The sequence below is a fragment of the Enterococcus salsurae genome (assembly GCF_054784955.1).
Genome location: NZ_BAAHWY010000002.1, coordinates 418,006 through 434,865, shown reverse-complemented (window position 1 = coordinate 434,865; position 16,860 = coordinate 418,006). Strand labels below are relative to the sequence as shown.

Genomic DNA, 16,860 nt, shown 5'->3' with positions numbered 1-16,860 from the left:
TATGGTTCAGATAAATAAGTCAAAGGTCATTTTTGAAGATTTGAAAAAGCGCATTCTTTTAGGGGAATTCGATGACGATCAAGTTTTACCCATCGAAAAAGAGTTGGTTATTGCCTATCAGGTTTCTCGTAATACGATTCGTAAGGCGATTCGTCAATTGAATGGGGAAGGTCTGATTTACAGTAAACCAGGAAGTGCCAATATTGTCCTACAAAGAGTATTTGTGGAAGACGTACTGATTAATTCTGGTAATATGGACCGCTCGACAATCATTCAAACGGATCAAATCAACACAAAAGTGTTGTCTTTAAAAGTGGTCGTCGTCGATGATGCGCTCGCTGCGCAATCGATGTTTCAAAAAGGGACAAAATGTTTACATGTGGTTCGACTGAGAATAGTCAACGGTCAGCCAGGGATGATTGATGACAGTTTTTTCAAATTAGAGGTGGTCTCAGGATTGACAAAAGAACTTGCGGAAGAATCGATCTATCATTATATTCACTCCATTTCACATCAGAAAATCATCGGCTCTCGTCTTGTGGATAGAATCGTTTTAGCTACAGATTTTGATAAAACACATTTGCATCTTCAAAAAGAAAATTGCATAGGATTGACACAAAATTGGTCATATTTAGATGATGGTCAAATATTTGAATACACCGAAATTCATTTTTCACCAGAACAGTATGTTAGAACGAGATTTGTTACGCAGAATATCTAGATGAATCAACAAAATTCAAATGAACTTCTGTTTGTATCACTAATTATTCACATGATGTGTCAAAAAAGCGTGAAAAATAATCAAAAAATATGGAAAATTCCAATTTAGAATCAATTATATGAGAATTTCCCTTGCTTTCTAAATCGGGTTTCTATACAATGAAGTGGAATAGAAACCGAATACAAAAAAGGCACCCCGTATTGAAGTTGGAGCTCCAATACGAGGCCTTGAAAGTCACAACACCTGACTAATCAAGTTGCCGTAGTCAATACCCTAAGGTATCGACCTGTTTATTGTACCTAATATTCTATTCTTTTTCTAGTAGAAAAAGGAGAATTTATGAGGTTTTTACGGGTTTCCTTATGTTCATTTTACTATGTCAAAGGATTGGACAGTTGTCCAGTCCTTTTTTTGCGCTTTAAACTGCAAAGTGAAAATAACGAGGGTCAAAACAACACTTATCTTAAAAAGAGAGTATCGGCAGGCCTTGGTTTCTATTATTGGTTTATCAAACCTATTTTGTCCTTTCAAATTGTTTCGTTTTCATACTCTGATTTTTGTAAGACTAACACTCAATAACTTCATTTTATTTTTTGTTCCATTGATTTTATTCATTGCAAGTCTCTGTGTTCAATTTGGATCGTTTATTGATCACACGCATATTATAAATATCAGAAAATATCAAATGTACTACAGAAAAATAGTCAAGAAAAACTGGATACTATTCATGTTGTATTCCTTGTTCATTGCATTTCTTGTTTTTTGTACACGTATCTTGTTCATGAATCGATTATCTGTTATGATAGTTCCTTTCGCATTAACGAGCTGTTTTTTGGTAACTAGTATGCTCTTTGTCTTATTGCTTTCAAGTGACGTAAGAGCAATTCAAATCCCGTTTATGAAGAAAATAGAGTGGTCATTGATGATCAGTTATCGTTTGCCTGTAGTCACTATTTATAATACTGCTTTGATAGGGCTAGCCATTTTTTTGACACATTATTTTTCATTTGTGTATCTCCTTGTTTTTAGTAGTGCGGTGAATTATGGCTTATATCGCAATTTGACTAGGTGCTTTTCAATGGATAGATTTTTCTAGGAATATTTGCAACGTAATGATTTCATCAAGTAAAAAAGCGCATTAGGCAATTGACTAGGTGCTGAAACTGTAGTGAAATCAAGTGAGTAGAATTTTTGTCATATGATCGAACGCAAAAAGAACCAGATAAATTTCTGGTTCTTTTTGCGTTGTGCCTATGGTTCACTTACGCGTTCCTCGGAACTTTGTTCTACATTCATAGGCGTAAATGGGCGAGTGAGGGGGATCAGCGAGATCTCTTTCTGTGCGTTCGTGATAGATGTCAATGTACTTTTCCATGAATTTGCCGCGCTTACTTGGGATATCTGCATAGCAGATGTTCTCGATCACTCTGGCGATGTCTTTAGAATAGGACAAGTTTAAATACTCATAGAGACTCATGTCTTCTTGAACGATCGTAGACGTAAAATCTCTTTTCATGATGCCGTGGGTCATAAAACTGTTGTACATATTGTTTCTTATGCTTCGGGACTCAATGGGTGAGCGAAAGCTGAGCTTGTTGAACAGATGGACAATGGTTTCATGGGGACGGGTTGAGATATCAAGGATACTAGCGGGATTGAGCCAAATAGTTTTTGGACTTTGGGCATTGGTTAAAGGAAATAGACTGTACTCGCTATTGGCAATCGGTGTCTTGTAATGTCTCGTTGCAGAATGTTCCCGCAACAGCAGATTGATGGTTTCTTTGTAAATAGGCTGATCGAAATGGTGATAGTGACTCAATATCATACCACTAATGGTGGAGGAGCGATGGGCAATCAATGCCATACGGTCTTCATAGATCACTAGGCAATGTTCATAGTTATAATACGCAAGAGGAAGAATCAGATAAATCGACTGGTCAAAATGAACTTGAGGTGTCGGTGACAACGATTGATCGAAGGAATCAGCAATTTCTGTGGAAAGTGGCAGCAGCAAGTGAGGCAGCAGTTCTTCAACAAGTTGACTGTAGTACATTTTTTTGCACATGACATCACTCCTCAATAAACTTTATCTTAACTATAAAAGACCTCACGTTATTTTGCAATAAATAATCAAAATTCGTTATAAAAATGCAGAATTCAGATTATTTTAAATTCTTTTTGTCTGTTACGCTTAGGGTACCGCGCGGAAACAATCGTAAAGGAATGGATGATCGATGGATGTAGAGAAACTGATCAAGGATTATGAAGGTTTATTTCACAAAGTGTTGATGCGGGCAGGTGTATTCCGCAGCCATGCTGATTATGAGGATTATTTGCAAGAAGTACGGATCTTGTTTTATCAACGGGCCCAATCCTACGAGGACGAGGGATCATTTCGCGTAGCTAACGAGATTGGCTATTTGTTTCATTTTTTGCTATGGCGCGTGATTGATCTGCAACGAAAACAAACCCGACAGAACAAAGCGATACCGGTATTGTTGGCACAGACTGAACCGCCAATGGATGAACCGCATCATGTGATCGAGCATGACCTTTTGTTCTTGCAGTTTTGGCAGCAATTGTCTAATAAGGAACAAATGATGTGGGTGAAATACCACAGTCGATCCGACAGCAAGCAGAAGCGTTACTATTATCGGAAGCAATTGCAGGCGGCATGGGAGATGTTTGTTGGTGGTGATTAGAGGTGGGAATCTCTGGAATTCCTCTATTTAAAGTTGGTTCATGGGGCAGAATGGTTTATGATGGAAATGACTATCAGATTCAAGCATATGAGAGCGGTTTATTTGAATAGCAAATAGTTGGGGAGGGGTCTGTTTTGCTAAAAAAAGCATTATTTATCTTCTTGTATATATTGTGGCGTGGTATCGCCATCAGAGGTATTCCTTCTGATTATGCACCATATGTAATGCGCTACCATCAATTAGGGGCCAAGGTATTGCTGGTTGGCATGGGCTTCATTCTTTTCCATAAATATTTATGGAAAAGTTTAAAAGGTATCCATCTGCTGGACCAGATCAAAATATGTCTTGCCGTCATATTGGGGATTATAATGACCATTGGATTGATCAATGTCATTCTCTTTCATCACAGCAATCCATTTGTCTTCAATTATCCGGTAGCAGAAAGAACGCCTCAGTTTGTCTTTCTCGCATTGATCGTTGCCCCTATTTTTGAAGAATTGTTTTATAGATATTCCATCATCTATCTTGGTGAAAAACGCTGGTTGCGTAGACTGAGTGTGGCAGCCAGTGTGCTGCTCTTTGCCTTGAGCCATATGGCCAATGTGGGTGGCAATCTCTTTGCCTTGTATCCTTTTTTGGTTATTGGCATATATCTGACAATGGCTTATTTGTGGAAGAAGAATATTTGGTCATCCATTTTTGCCCATATGGCGTATAATCTGACGGTGATGATATTGGCAGTGGTGATGGGTTAGCTTAGGGGATGTTTCCTTTAATTTGAGCATATTTCTTCTAAATTTTTCGAAAATTTGACATGAATTTGAAAAAACTTGCTATTATTCTGGTGTAGGTAAAAGGTGTTGGTCCACCTCTTACAAAATTACTGCGGCAGTGGTTTATGGGTTAGCTTAAAGGATTATTCACTTAAGCTTTTTATTTTGTTTGCAATCTTGGCGATCATGTTGATGATCGTCACGATTGCTGGTATATTTGCAACATATTGTTTCGGTAGCATAAATAATTTAGGCATATTTCATCTAAATTCTTCAAAACTTTGACATGAATCTGAAAACTTGCTATAATTCAGGTGTAGGTAAAAGGTGGTGGTACACCTCTTACAAAACTGCTGCGGCAGTGGATATGTGGTAGCTTAAAGGATTATTCCCTTAAGCTTTTTATTTTGTTCGCAATCTCGACGATCATGTTGATGATCGTCAAGATTGCTAGTATATTTTGCAACATACTATTTCAGAACGTAACCTTTCCCATTCCACTGTGATTCATTGGCATCCCTCCTTACAACCAATGTTTTACCCAAAATGATTGGAAGGTTGAAGGGGACACCACGACCGAGCACTACTACACCTGAATGATAGCGAATTTTTATTCCATTATATCATATTTTATTTATTTTACGTGACTAAAATATCGGTATTTTTAAATATTTATAGTGAAAAGAGACTCCAAGAAAAGCCTCAGACTGAAGCAATTACGTCAGCTTGAGGCTTTTTTATTATTTTTCAGTCAATTTCATCAACTTATTGGTTACAATTGAGAGAAAATCAAGTCATTGATTCCTAAGTCATTCAAAACATATAAGAATAACACGATAGCATTGATCAAAATCGAAATGATCAATCGTGCATAGCGAATTGAGAAGTAGCGGTATCCGATCGGGGATGTTCTAGCATATTTCTTTCCATGATAGGTCAATGATAGCCACAACAAGACTACAACGATGAGTGCTTGAATGATCAAGCCAAAAAGGTACAAGTTGGGATTTTGTGTCTGGATGTAAAAGAAAAATAAAGCAATCACATCAATCAATAAAGCAATCAATGGCATAATAACACATCCTTCACCTAGTAGTATAATAACATATAAAGTGAGCAGACTCACGAGGGTAGAATTGGTAAATAAGAAATATCACTATAGATACATCTATGTTCATTGCCGACTCTCAGTCAAGCTCTAAAACCTTTATCTATCAAGGGCGCAACCTTTTTTTCGGAGGGTTGAGAAATAATAAACTTTAAAATAATAACTGGCCTTGTTATGATGTGTAGCAAGAATCTTATCTGTTGTTTTATAAAATATGAAGGAAAGAGGAAATAGTTATGAACAACGTAGATTGGATGCAGTAGATAAAGAAGGGGGATAGGGATTCATAGGTAGACTGACTTATGGCCGGCAGAGAAATGTGTAATGGATAACAGGATGAATTTTTTTTGAGAGGAAACGTTTCTAAATGAATGAATATATTGTTGGATCAACTAAAGAGTATTTATTATTGATGCGTAATGGGATCGATGTCACAAATCTGAAAGAGAAATCAGAAAGCTTGTATAGGTATTGGTGTAGATGTGAACAGCGTATTATTCAAATCACAGAACAAATCAGCGAGGACAATTTTTGGTACAACCTTTGTGAATTGATCGATTTAGACTCGAAGCTGTGTATAGTGAAAAGTTTGTATACACAAAAAGAAAAATTCGGTTTTTTTGATACAATTTCCTATGAAAAAATCATTGAATTCAGTCATACAGATTCTGGTTTTTTTAATCATGAAATGTGTGGATATAATTTGAAAGAACAAGGCCATTCATCCATCATTTTTTTTGCACGCAACATGGCTGCCAGTAAACAAATATTCCTAAAGGAACGTAAGGAACAGACAAGTGTTTAAGTATGCCCTTTTTTATCCATTCTTTTGAATAATCTTCCTCCAAAGACTAAAAAAATCGATGAGACATAATATAGAACATTACATTTTCATACATGCACAATACACATGAAGCGAAACTTCTTCAAGTGCATTGTGCATTTTTATAGAATTGTTGACGTTTATGTGAAGTCGTCGAATAGGAAATTTCACAGTAAAGTGAAAAAATAACGTTGTTCCCTTATCGCAAATTGTTTAATCTGAAAACTATCAAAGGAATGGAGGAATCAAAAATGAAGAATGTTCGGTTACTTAGTTCGGTTGTTTTAGGCAGTATGTTATTATTGGCACCATTATCAATAGGTGATGCGTCGGCGCAAGAGTTGACACAAACACAGTCTGTGAATGTAGTAGAAGATGTCACAGGGATTATTTTGAGTGATGGGGAAACACTGAGTGATTACGGTGATACCATCACAATGAATTCAGGAGAAGAAGTGTTGGAAGGTACAGCAGGGCGCTCTTCAGTTGCGGCGACATCTACATCGACAGTCAAAACATGGGTTGCCTTTCGGACAGCTGTCAATAATCCGAATGTCGGTGTGATCAATGTTTCAAGCAGTTTTAATAGTGGGCTTCTGAAGTTAAATACGGTCAATCGACCATTGGTGATCAATTTCATCAATAATTCAACGATCAATATGAATGACAACCATTCAATGCATGTCGGGTATGGTGGCTCTGTCACCTTTATGTCGAATTCAAATGCGCCAATCATTACAAATGGCAATCAAATCAAACAACCTTTCGTTCGAGGCGATTGGGGTTCTAGTGTAACTTTTTCAGGTAATGTTGTAGTTGGAAATAACAATACACAATCTCGTCAACATCCATTTATTCGAACAGCAGGGTCTATTCAGATTCCTTCGGGTTCAAACGTTGTCATAAATGAAGCAATTGAAACCAATCAATTGAATATTGTCAATTATGGTAGTTTGAATGTTCGGACCAGCCAGTTGACACCAATCGAAGTCACGACGAACGGTCGCTTGAACGTAGGACAATATGGCTCACTGATCGCTACTCACAGTGGGACTAATCCAGTGATTCGTATGGCGGGTTCTGGTTATTTCTTGATCGATAATCCGTACCAAATTCATTTGACACAAACAGGTACGGGTGCAATGTACAGTCCATTGGTGCATGCACTGGGAACGAATATTCAAATCAATGCGGCAAGAAATGCCTTCTGGACCAACAATAATTTCAGTTGGTCACCATCACAATATTGGACCGCACAGCTTCAAGCACAATTGACAGCTGCTAACGGAAGCCAAGTACTTCAATCGAACCTTACCAGTTTCACACAAAATTTCTTGGGCTTCCAGGGTTATAGAGAATATTCAGCAGGTATGGGTGCGCAGCAATTTACGGACACATTCCCATTAACAGAATCACGTTAAAGGAGCATCTATTACTTGTTCAAAAAACGTCATTGCATCAATCATTGCAATGACGTTTTTTTGAGATATTTATTCGGGCGAATGATAGTAATCGGCATGTGCTTTATCAACGATTTGATATTGATTCATGATTTTTGGATTCAGTTGTTTGATCAAACGATTCCAATCAGCCGCATCAGGAATCGTTTTGAACAAGAGACAGTCAGTGACATCTCTAAATTCTCTCATATGCTCAGGATAATTGGTGACCAACAAATCAATGTGATTGTTGATCAAATAGGACTGATTGACCTCACCGGAATGTGGATAAAAAATGCGATGATGTACGTCGAAATATTTGTCAGACAATGCTTCAATAAATTGAGTGATGTTATTGTTTCCTTCGAAAATAAAAGCGATATGTTGTTTTTTTCGCCAATATCTGAGGCGAATCGTTTCAATATAAATAACCAAGTTGGAACAAAAATCAGTCAGATACGCTTTGGAATATATAGCCAAATAATTGGTGTTATGTGCAAGAAATTCATGATAGCGTAAAAATTCATTTGGAAAAATTTGCTGGATGAATAAGTTGATATCCTCGGTATTACGATTGGCAGAAACGGACATGCATTCTTTGAGTTTTGCCGTTGTAAAAAAGGACTCCAAAAAAATAAGGCTACGCTTATCGTGCTGAGGTGATAGTGCAAGAAGTTGTGCAAAGTCATTGGTCAATGCACCGATGTGAGACCAATGATTATATGACAAGCAGAATTTCTGTTCAATCGTGACATTGCTTAATTTTCTTTGGGTAATAATGCTCACAAACAAAAAAATCAGTTCGTTTTCAGAAAGTTTCAAGTCATAGTACTTATCGATCACTACGTTGATTTGCTGAAAATGAAACAATTGTACACTATGTCTCAGTGCATGATGCAATTCTTTACTGATCACAACCGTATGTCCTTGGAGATAACGTTCTAAGGTAATGTAGAGGAGATAGGTATACAAGGAGAAAGACGTATTCTGATAGCTTTCGTTCTCGAATAAATGACTCATTTCATTGACAGCTTGGTGGGCAGCAAGTGAGGGGAAAACGGTGTGTGGTGTAATTTTTGACTCGTAAAACAACGTACAAAAGAATTTACGAATATCGGCTTCGTTTCCAATGATATTGACCGGATCCTTGCTTAGCCTAAGGTCGAAATGCGTTAATTGATCTTGGAGATTACTTAAATATTTTGCCAAAGTTTTTTTTGAAAGATATAGTTTATCTGACCATTCATCTAAAGCATGTAATTCTGAGAAAAAAATGCTTTCAAGAATAATAAATAAAGGTTCGTTTGACAACAAAGCCGCCTTTTTTTCTTCGTAGGCAGTCACGGACAGTTGGATAAGAACATAGCCATGATGAGTGGATCTCAGCAGGATAGCGTCTTGGAAATAATCACGAATGTGATGGACATCTTTCCCAATCGTTCTTGATGTACTATGCGAAATCTTTGCCAATTCCGTCGCACTGCAGACTGTGCTTTTTTCAAGTGTATTCAACATCTTCAACCATCGAACAGTTGTTTTATTGGTCACAAAATTTAGTTGAAAATTTTGCAATAGTGAAACTCCTCTACTATGAAATTAGGTTAATGAGTTATTTTTAAAAGGTTTTTACCTACAAAAATTCACTATGATTATATCAAATCAGTGGAGGTGGCTAAACGCATGTAATTGCACAGAAATATGAAATTTCTTATTTGATAAGGTGTACACTACATTCTAGAATGATAAGTGTAATTAGTATAACTACTGTTCCAGTGACAAAAAGCGTATGCGGTTTGTGTTATTTTTTAAATGGTGGTTTATTATATTACGGAATGTGTTTAGTCAAAGGGGGAAATATGAATGTGAAAAATAAACTGAGGTGTTTGTTTTATGCACTTCTACTATGTTTTGGGGTGATCTTTTGTGCAACACCCGTTTTTGCTGAGGAAGAATCGGTCATAGAGACCAATGGCATTGTCAGCTTCTATGGGGAGGTCGACTATGAAGGAGATCCTAAGCCAGAACCGCCTACAATCCAGGTTGTAATGCCGAAGGATGATCAAAAGCCAAAGCAGCCTGATGGTGGATCAAGTACAAAACCTGGCGGAAAATTGCCCCAACTGAACCAAATCAGTAATGTACTTTGGTTGGTCGGCATTATTTTTATTTTATTCGTCACACGAAAGGCATTAAGGAACAAAAAGAACAATGTCCAATTACAGTTATCCAATGAAAGAAACATAAGAACGAACTAAAGGAGAATGAAGAGATGAAATTTGTAAAACTAGCAGCAGTATCGGCATTAACAGCAGGTTTAGTAGGTGGCAGTATCGTAGCGCGTGCTGCGGAAGAGGATCGGTCATTAAACACAGAAGGTACAGTAGAATTCCGTGAGGCCGATGATGACAACAATGAAACAGTTGATCCAGAACCTGGACCAGAAGAAGTGATTATTCCTGGTACCCAACAAGGTGCGTTTGCCATGGCATATGTAGGCAACTATGACTTTGGGACCCGTCCGAATTCAGCATTGAATCAAAGTTACAATGCAGCGGCTTGGTGGTTTGATATTGACCCAGATTCAGAAGATTATCCAGAACCTGATATGGATGCTGATTGGGTAAATGAGGCAGCGGGCACAGCTGCACGTCCACAATTTGCACAAGTTAGAGATTTGCGTTCTGAATTGACGGGCTGGGGCTTGTCAGTCACACAAACTGATGATTTTAAGGCAGGTAGCAGAGTATTAACGGGTGCGCAAATCACTTTCAAAGATGCATCTGTACAAAATACAAGCAATGAAGAAGACGCGCTTACCGTTCATAAGAATGGTTTCACGTTAATGCCTAAGGTAACAAGAACGATCATGAGTGCTTCTGAAGATAATGGATTTGGGTTAAGTACTGTGATGTGGGGATCAAAACAAAATTTTGATTATAAAGATCTCGATGTTAAAGGCCATGCATCCAATCCTGCCGTTCAATTACATGTACCAGGTTCCACACGTACCTATACAGATGAAGCATATAAAACAATTTTAGACTGGACTTTGACAAGTACACCAGGAAATATCGTTGAAGATACTATCTAATGTGTGCTAAGAACAATCGATGATCACAACACATAGCAACAGTGCAATGTTCGTTTGCATTGTTGCTTTTTTTGAAAGGGGAATTTTTTTTTACATGATGAAACTACTGCGTATTCCGCTCGTCAAAGTTTTACTCTTTATTGTCTGCTTTATTGGTGGAATAGTGAGTTTTTCTTCAGATGTTTTTGCAAATGGGGAACTGAATTTCAGTGTACGCGCAGTCCCGCCGGCAACACAATTTGGTGAGGGCAAAAGCTATTTTGACGTGGAACTATTGCCGGAAGAAACAGAGGACTTGGTTTTGGTGATACGAAATGTCCGAGACCACCCCATCGATGTCAATGTGACGGTTCATACTGCCTACACCAATGTACATGGTGTGGTGGAATATGGTGCGGATAGTAAGGAACCAGATCCAACCCTTGTCCATGAGATGAAAGATCTTTTGGCACCGCCAAGTGAAGCCATCACATTTGATGCCTTTGAAGAAAAAGAAGTTGTCGTCAAGCTACATATGCCTAAAGAAGAAGTCACTGGATTGATGGTTGGGGGCATCAGATTGTATGAAGAAACGGAAGATGATCCGGAAGACGATGCGGATAACGGGATGGTCGTCAAAAATACATTTTCATACGTTGTGGGGGTTGTAGCAAGCAATTCTCGCACCCAAACGATAACACCGGAGCTTGAACTCTTGACTGTATTTGCGGATCAGCTCAATTATCGAAATGTCTTTAGTGCCAATATTCAAAATTTCTTGCCGACATTTACCAATGAATTACAGGTTGAAGCGTCTGTTCGTCTGGCAGATTCTGATGAAGTATTGTATGAAGCTGCTGAAGAGAAGATGCAAATGGCGCCGAATTCCAATTTCAAATTTCCAATACCCTTGAATGGCGCGCGTTTTGTCAGCGGTACCTATGTGCTGGATATGACAGCACGTTCTGGAAAGAATGAGTGGACTTGGGAAGAAACTTTTGAAGTCACCGCGGAGGAAGCGAGAAGACTGAATCGGTCAGATGTCTCAATTGAACAAACCAATTGGTGGTGGATCATCGCAGGTGTGACCCTTGGTGTGATCATCATCTGGCTTGCCTACAATACTTACAAAAACAAGAAACTTTTAACACAAAGTCAAGCAATCGATCATGGTCCTCTTTCTGAGAAAAAGAAATCATAATAAGGAGTAAGCCTATGAACCATAAAGTACGGAGAAGGGTCACGAAAGCAACGCTCACTGTGTTAGCGATCTCTTCTCTAGGAAACCCAATAGTAGCAATAGCAGAAACGATAGATTTTAATGGGTTATCTTTCAATCTTATGTCAAATCAAGCGCAACCTGTCGAAGACACGGCAGCGGCTTCTTTTTCGTTTGCACAGAATAGATTCATTGTCACGAAGAACGAAATTACGACGATCCCATTTCAGAGCACGGTGGAAGTCAATGAAGTTTCCTTTGAGCTTCCAGAGCATGTGGACATGCGTGAGGATGATTTGCCATCTAATCTAAAGGCATCCAAGGACCAAGCAACCAATCAATGGACGTTGACTGCAGCTGAAGCCACAAAAACATTTGCTTTACCAGTGGTTTTTGCTGCAGAAGGGTCATTTCCTATCACAGTAGGCGATGGAGAAACCACTGTTGATGTTCGTTCAACAGACACAGATTCTTCAAGCGAACAACTACAGGCAGTACCAGAAAATGATGCTGCGCCAGTCGTTGAGGGCAGTGAAGTCCTTGCGAATCGGCATGCGGTACTGTTTGATGGCAGTTCGAGAACAGTGGAAGACCGTCCCGGTTTTATGGAAGCACTTTCTGATCAACGTGTGTCAAAAATCATATTAGGAAAAGATATAAATATTCAATTCATTGTTAGTTCTGAAAACTTGGATATTCAGCGGCCGTTGATTATTGATGGCCAGAATCAATACACCCTCAATCTAGGAACTGCGCAATTACGCTTAATGAATACAACAGAAAATAAGACACTTAGACTCGAAAACATCTTTCTAGACAAAACTGATTCGGCTGCTTATATCATCAGTGAAAATGCCGCTGAAAACTGGGAGCTTCAATTAGCTGGTATAGCGAAATCTCGATCTAGTATTCAAAATTTTAGAATTGCGACAATCCCGGGAGCAACAACGAGAATCACAGATGGTACAAGTATGTTTGCGAGTACGGTTGATCTGAATGGGGCTTTCATCACGACCAAAGAATTTATCATGGAGAACAATGCCAAGATGGAACTTTCAAGTGTTCAACATACGGGCTTGGCGTTTACAAGAGAAAATGCCAAGCTGACTGTTACAGACGGTGCGCATTTGCATATGAAATTAGACGGTCGATCTGCGCAGCAAAACGCCGTTCAATTTACGCAGCAAAACGCAACACTTGCCATTCAAAACGGCGGTAAAGTTGACATTCAGGCCGAGGGTTCAGGTTCAAGTACGTCGAATGCCACTTTAGGAAATAATATTGCTATGAGAGGTGCGCATTCATTGATTGAGATTGATGGAGGAGAACTTGTCACGACCAATACTGGTAGGCATAACATCATTTTTGATGGAGATACTTCTTCTCTTTCCGTTTCAAATGCGGGTATATTAAAAACACAATCTGGTATAGCAACATCTATTCATGGAGGGAAAGACGAAAATTCTTTGCTCTTTGGGACAGACGCTACTGTAGAGATTGTTACGAATAGCGGTAAAGGCATTCATCTTTTGGGTCGTAAATCAGACATCCACATTCAAGATGCCAAAAACGTCTCTGTGAAATCCACCTCAGGCGATCGTATCGCAATGTCTGGTACTCTGCCTGTTCTTCATATTGAAAATAGCCATGTAGACTTGACCTCAGATACTGGAGCCGGAATTATACTCCTTTCAAATGAATCCGAGATGATCGTGGATAATAGTCAGCTCAGCGTAACGAATACTGGAAATTTGACTAACGGGATGAATCAATTTGATGGCGAGCAGTCAAGTTTAAAGATTATGAATGGATCTATTGTCAATATGACGGGGGCACTGACAGGAACGAACGTTGCGAATGGCTTGCTGTTGTTTAGAAAGAAAGATGCCTCTGTTGAAATCACGAATGAATCAGAAGTGAATCTAACCGTTACGAATGGGTCAGGAAAAGGCGTGCAAGTGATTCAAGAAAATGCCACTATCGAGATCAAGCATGCGACAGTAAATGTGGAAACGAATAGTGGTTTTGCCATCGATCTTAACAGTGATCATGCAAAAATCATGCTGGATAACGGACAGCTGCATACAACATCTAATCATGCAGGTCAGGCCGTTTCTTTAAAAGGCTTAGAGGCTAGACTTGCTTTGGACAATGAGAGTATTATGTCTGTGTTTAGTACAGAAAGTGACAAACCCAATATTTTGATAGAGGGGATGAAAAGCGGCATAGATCTATCAAATCATTCCAAGCTGTCTGCAACATTACCTAGCAGTGATAGCACAACGTCGATTGATCTAACGTCAAAAGAAGTACAAAAAGAACATACTTCTAGTGATAGGAACTTCATCTATGTATTAGGAGATAAAACATCCTTCAATGTATCTAAAGGTTCTAGTGTTGATATTGACCTCACTTCTGGAATTAAAAGAGGGATAAGGTTGCAAGGTGATGACGCTTCATTTGAACTATCTGAAGGCGCTGATGTGCGTGTTGCGACGCAGTCTGCGACTGCCATCCAGTTAAACGGTAATCGGGTGAAAATGATAGCTAAAAACGAAGGTACGCGTTTAACGGCTTCAAGTAATTATGTTGCATCCATCTTAAATGGTGTATCTACTGTGAAGTTAGGGGAAGAAGATGAGGACATCATTGCAGAAAAACCAATTGTCGATCTTTCAGATGGCGCAATGGTCGAGTTTTCAGCGAATTCCTCCTCTGCAATGGTAGTGCAAGGACTAGATGGGCAACTGAATGTACGGAGCGGCGCAAACTTTTCACTGGAAGCGGAAGCTTCAGGGGAGTTGCCAGGGGAAACTGATTATAATGATCGTAATGCCAATGCAACGTTAAGATTTATGCGCTCTGGTGTAAACAATACAGGCACGACCCACGGTGGCTATCGCTTCAATATAGATGGGGGTGTGATGTCCGTTACCAAAAACGGTGGAAATCCTGGGGGATCTGGACAAATGGCTCCTGCGATCCGCATGTGGGGCAGCGACAATCAAGTCAAAGTCAGCAATGGAGGACGCTTCTTGATTGTGAATGAAGGTAGTGGTATACCCCATGACGGCAACGCTGGTGGCGGCAATCAAGGGATTCACTATACATCTGGTACGAAAAATGGATTTACGGTGACTGATCCTGGATCGGAAGTCAGAATTTATGCCGACTATGGTCCAGCGCTTGATATGAGTGAAGCCAAAGTTGCTGGTACGATTGGCCCAGCGTCAGGCAGTGGGGAAGATGGTGGTGATGGTCGTATCGAAGTCAACAATCTTGGTTACTTTGAAGCGGTTGGCCGAACCGAATCTGAAAATGCTGGGATCTTCCGTGGAAAGATCACGGAAATCTACTTTAACAATCCATTGTTCATGAACTACCGAAACAATCGTGTTGGCGGTGGAAATGTATTTAGCAATGCGGCAGGCTCTATTCTAGAAGCAAAATCGAGTGATTTTGCTGTGTGGAAGAAAGGGGCCGATTTGGATGGTGATCCTCACTTAGCTTATAGCAATTTGGATTATACCTTCACAGGCTCAAATTTAGCGGTGCTTTCTTCGATTGAACCGCAAGATGGATTTGATTTTGAAGCATTTGGTCAATCTGGAATGGCTTCTTATGCCCGATTGAGCTCAAATAATGCCCGTTGGTCGATTTTGACTGAACTAAGAGTGCCGACAAATGCAGATAAAAAAATCCATGGGCAAGTCGACATGCCGGTTGGGATCTATGATTCTAGACCTGCATGGCAAGATGAAGTCAAAGTCACTGTTGAAATCGAACGCAATGGTGAAACGATCCAAACGTTTGAAACATTTACCCAGGGGCACACAAATGAGCGTCCTGGCATCAGCATTTACGGTGAAGCAGCACGTGGTGGATTATTTGAAATAGAATTGGATGATTATTTGCAAGCTGGAGATGTTGTCCGCGTCTCCGACTTAGAGGTAATGGCTGGCGCCATTCAAGATGGCTTTGAACATATATTTGATGTGGATGAGGTCACTGTCTTTCCAATCGTTCCGCCAACACCCGCTACCTTTGCAAGCGCAACGATACCAGCAAATGCTGCGGTGTTAACAGGAACAACGGATAATCCTGAAGTCGAGATTACCATCACCCATAATGGACAGCCGGTCACGATCGATGCGATCGACGTGAGAGGGTCTGACAATCAATTTGCGATCCCGATTGATCACCTATCCCTATCGGTTGGTGATGAGATCCAAGTTTTCTTGCGTGATCAACATGGTTCTGCGCTGCGTGCAGGTGTTGTTGCACCGCCAATTACCAACAACAATATAGGAAATATCAACCCTGTAGAAACACTTGACTTTAGAGATGCTGCGTTCCCACCGGCGACTACCTTGATTGTCGGTGAGATGGTTGAAGGTAAACTTACGATCGATAGAGCAACAAATTGGGACTTTGGGCAACATCCGTTAACTTCTAGAGCAACGACTTATGATGCCTTGCCGTTCTTAACGCAATCAGGTGAGGAAACAGCCACACAAGCAAACTTTGTTCAAATAACTGATGCTAGAGCGACATCAGAAATATCGAGCTGGAGTTTATATGTAAGTCAACGTAATCAATTTTCAAGTACGAATGACACGGATAACCACGAATTGACTGGCGCACAATTAAGGTGGAAAAATGGCCGTGTGCATTCAAGCGCAGGACAATCAGCCAGTGAAAACAACTTTGGTATTGTACGAACGAGTGGTAAATTATTGCCAAGCGGCGATAGTATTCAATTGATCAGTACGAATATGAATAGCGACAAAGGCACATGGTACTATAGTTTTGGAGATGAGACAACGAAAGACAGTAGTATTTCTTTAGAAATACCTAGTGGGTCAAAGACTAGAGGCGCACGATACACAACAACGATCAATTACTCATTTAACGCTGTCCCTCCAGATTGTGTCGAATAATAAATAAAAGGATTTCACGGACATTCAGCATGAATGTTTTGTGAGATCCTTTATTTTTTATTCGA

Annotated in this window: 12 protein-coding genes; 9 read left to right on the top strand and 3 right to left on the bottom strand. The window is 39.6% G+C overall.

Features of this window, described 5'->3' with window-relative positions; all coding sequences use genetic code 11:
- Position 1 precedes the first annotated feature (1 nt).
- On the top strand, positions 2-721 hold the full coding sequence (locus ACYVRS_RS06355; RefSeq protein ID WP_192415956.1) for a GntR family transcriptional regulator: 720 nt from the start codon (positions 2-4) through the stop codon (positions 719-721).
- 1,258 nt (positions 722-1,979) lie between these two features.
- Here ACYVRS_RS06355 and ACYVRS_RS06350 read toward each other — a convergent pair.
- Positions 1,980-2,786 (bottom strand): hypothetical protein, encoded by an 807-nt coding sequence (locus ACYVRS_RS06350; protein ID WP_461202958.1) that lies wholly within the window; start codon positions 2,784-2,786, stop codon positions 1,980-1,982.
- A 169-nt stretch (positions 2,787-2,955) separates the two neighbouring features.
- On the opposite strand from ACYVRS_RS06350, the gene ACYVRS_RS06345 reads away from it, so the two are divergent.
- Both ACYVRS_RS06345 and ACYVRS_RS06340 read left to right on the top strand, forming a co-directional pair.
- Entirely contained in the window at positions 2,956-3,423 is a 468-nt protein-coding gene (locus ACYVRS_RS06345; protein WP_461202957.1) for an RNA polymerase sigma factor, read from the top strand.
- 134 nt (positions 3,424-3,557) lie between these two features.
- Entirely contained in the window at positions 3,558-4,178 is a 621-nt protein-coding gene (locus ACYVRS_RS06340) for a CPBP family intramembrane glutamic endopeptidase (RefSeq protein ID WP_461202956.1), read from the top strand.
- A 790-nt stretch (positions 4,179-4,968) separates the two neighbouring features.
- Here the strand turns inward: ACYVRS_RS06340 and ACYVRS_RS06335 are convergent.
- Entirely contained in the window at positions 4,969-5,268 is a 300-nt protein-coding gene (locus ACYVRS_RS06335) for a hypothetical protein (protein ID WP_313538625.1), read from the bottom strand.
- 403 nt (positions 5,269-5,671) lie between these two features.
- On the opposite strand from ACYVRS_RS06335, the gene ACYVRS_RS06330 reads away from it, so the two are divergent.
- Positions 5,672-6,109 carry a DUF7006 family protein gene (locus tag ACYVRS_RS06330; RefSeq protein WP_312499368.1) on the top strand — a complete coding sequence of 146 codons (438 nt, stop codon included), beginning with the start codon at positions 5,672-5,674 and terminating at the stop codon, positions 6,107-6,109.
- A gap of 269 nt (positions 6,110-6,378) precedes the next feature.
- On the top strand, positions 6,379-7,548 hold the full coding sequence (locus ACYVRS_RS06325; protein ID WP_461202954.1) for a hypothetical protein: 1,170 nt from the start codon (positions 6,379-6,381) through the stop codon (positions 7,546-7,548).
- Positions 7,549-7,617: 69 nt separating this feature from the next.
- Here the strand turns inward: ACYVRS_RS06325 and ACYVRS_RS06320 are convergent, their stop codons facing one another.
- Entirely contained in the window at positions 7,618-9,138 is a 1,521-nt protein-coding gene (locus tag ACYVRS_RS06320; RefSeq protein ID WP_461202952.1) for an AcpB/EbpR/MafR family transcriptional regulator, read from the bottom strand.
- A gap of 290 nt (positions 9,139-9,428) precedes the next feature.
- On the opposite strand from ACYVRS_RS06320, the gene ACYVRS_RS06315 reads away from it, so the two are divergent.
- The 4 genes from ACYVRS_RS06315 (at position 9,429) to ACYVRS_RS06300 (ending at position 16,795) form a co-directional block, all read left to right on the top strand.
- A complete protein-coding gene (locus ACYVRS_RS06315; RefSeq protein ID WP_152911867.1) occupies positions 9,429-9,821 on the top strand; it encodes an EF2685/EF0750 family sortase-dependent surface protein in 393 nt (130 codons plus the stop codon).
- 14 nt (positions 9,822-9,835) lie between these two features.
- Positions 9,836-10,657, top strand: coding sequence for a WxL domain-containing protein (locus ACYVRS_RS06310; protein WP_461202950.1), 822 nt, complete (start codon positions 9,836-9,838; stop codon positions 10,655-10,657).
- Positions 10,658-10,751: 94 nt separating this feature from the next.
- A complete protein-coding gene (locus ACYVRS_RS06305) occupies positions 10,752-11,837 on the top strand; it encodes a WxLIP family cell surface protein (protein ID WP_461202948.1) in 1,086 nt (361 codons plus the stop codon).
- A gap of 14 nt (positions 11,838-11,851) precedes the next feature.
- Positions 11,852-16,795: a WxL domain-containing protein gene (locus ACYVRS_RS06300; protein ID WP_461202946.1), complete on the top strand. Its 4,944-nt coding sequence runs from the start codon at positions 11,852-11,854 to the stop codon at positions 16,793-16,795.
- The last annotated feature ends 65 nt before the right edge of the window (positions 16,796-16,860 follow it).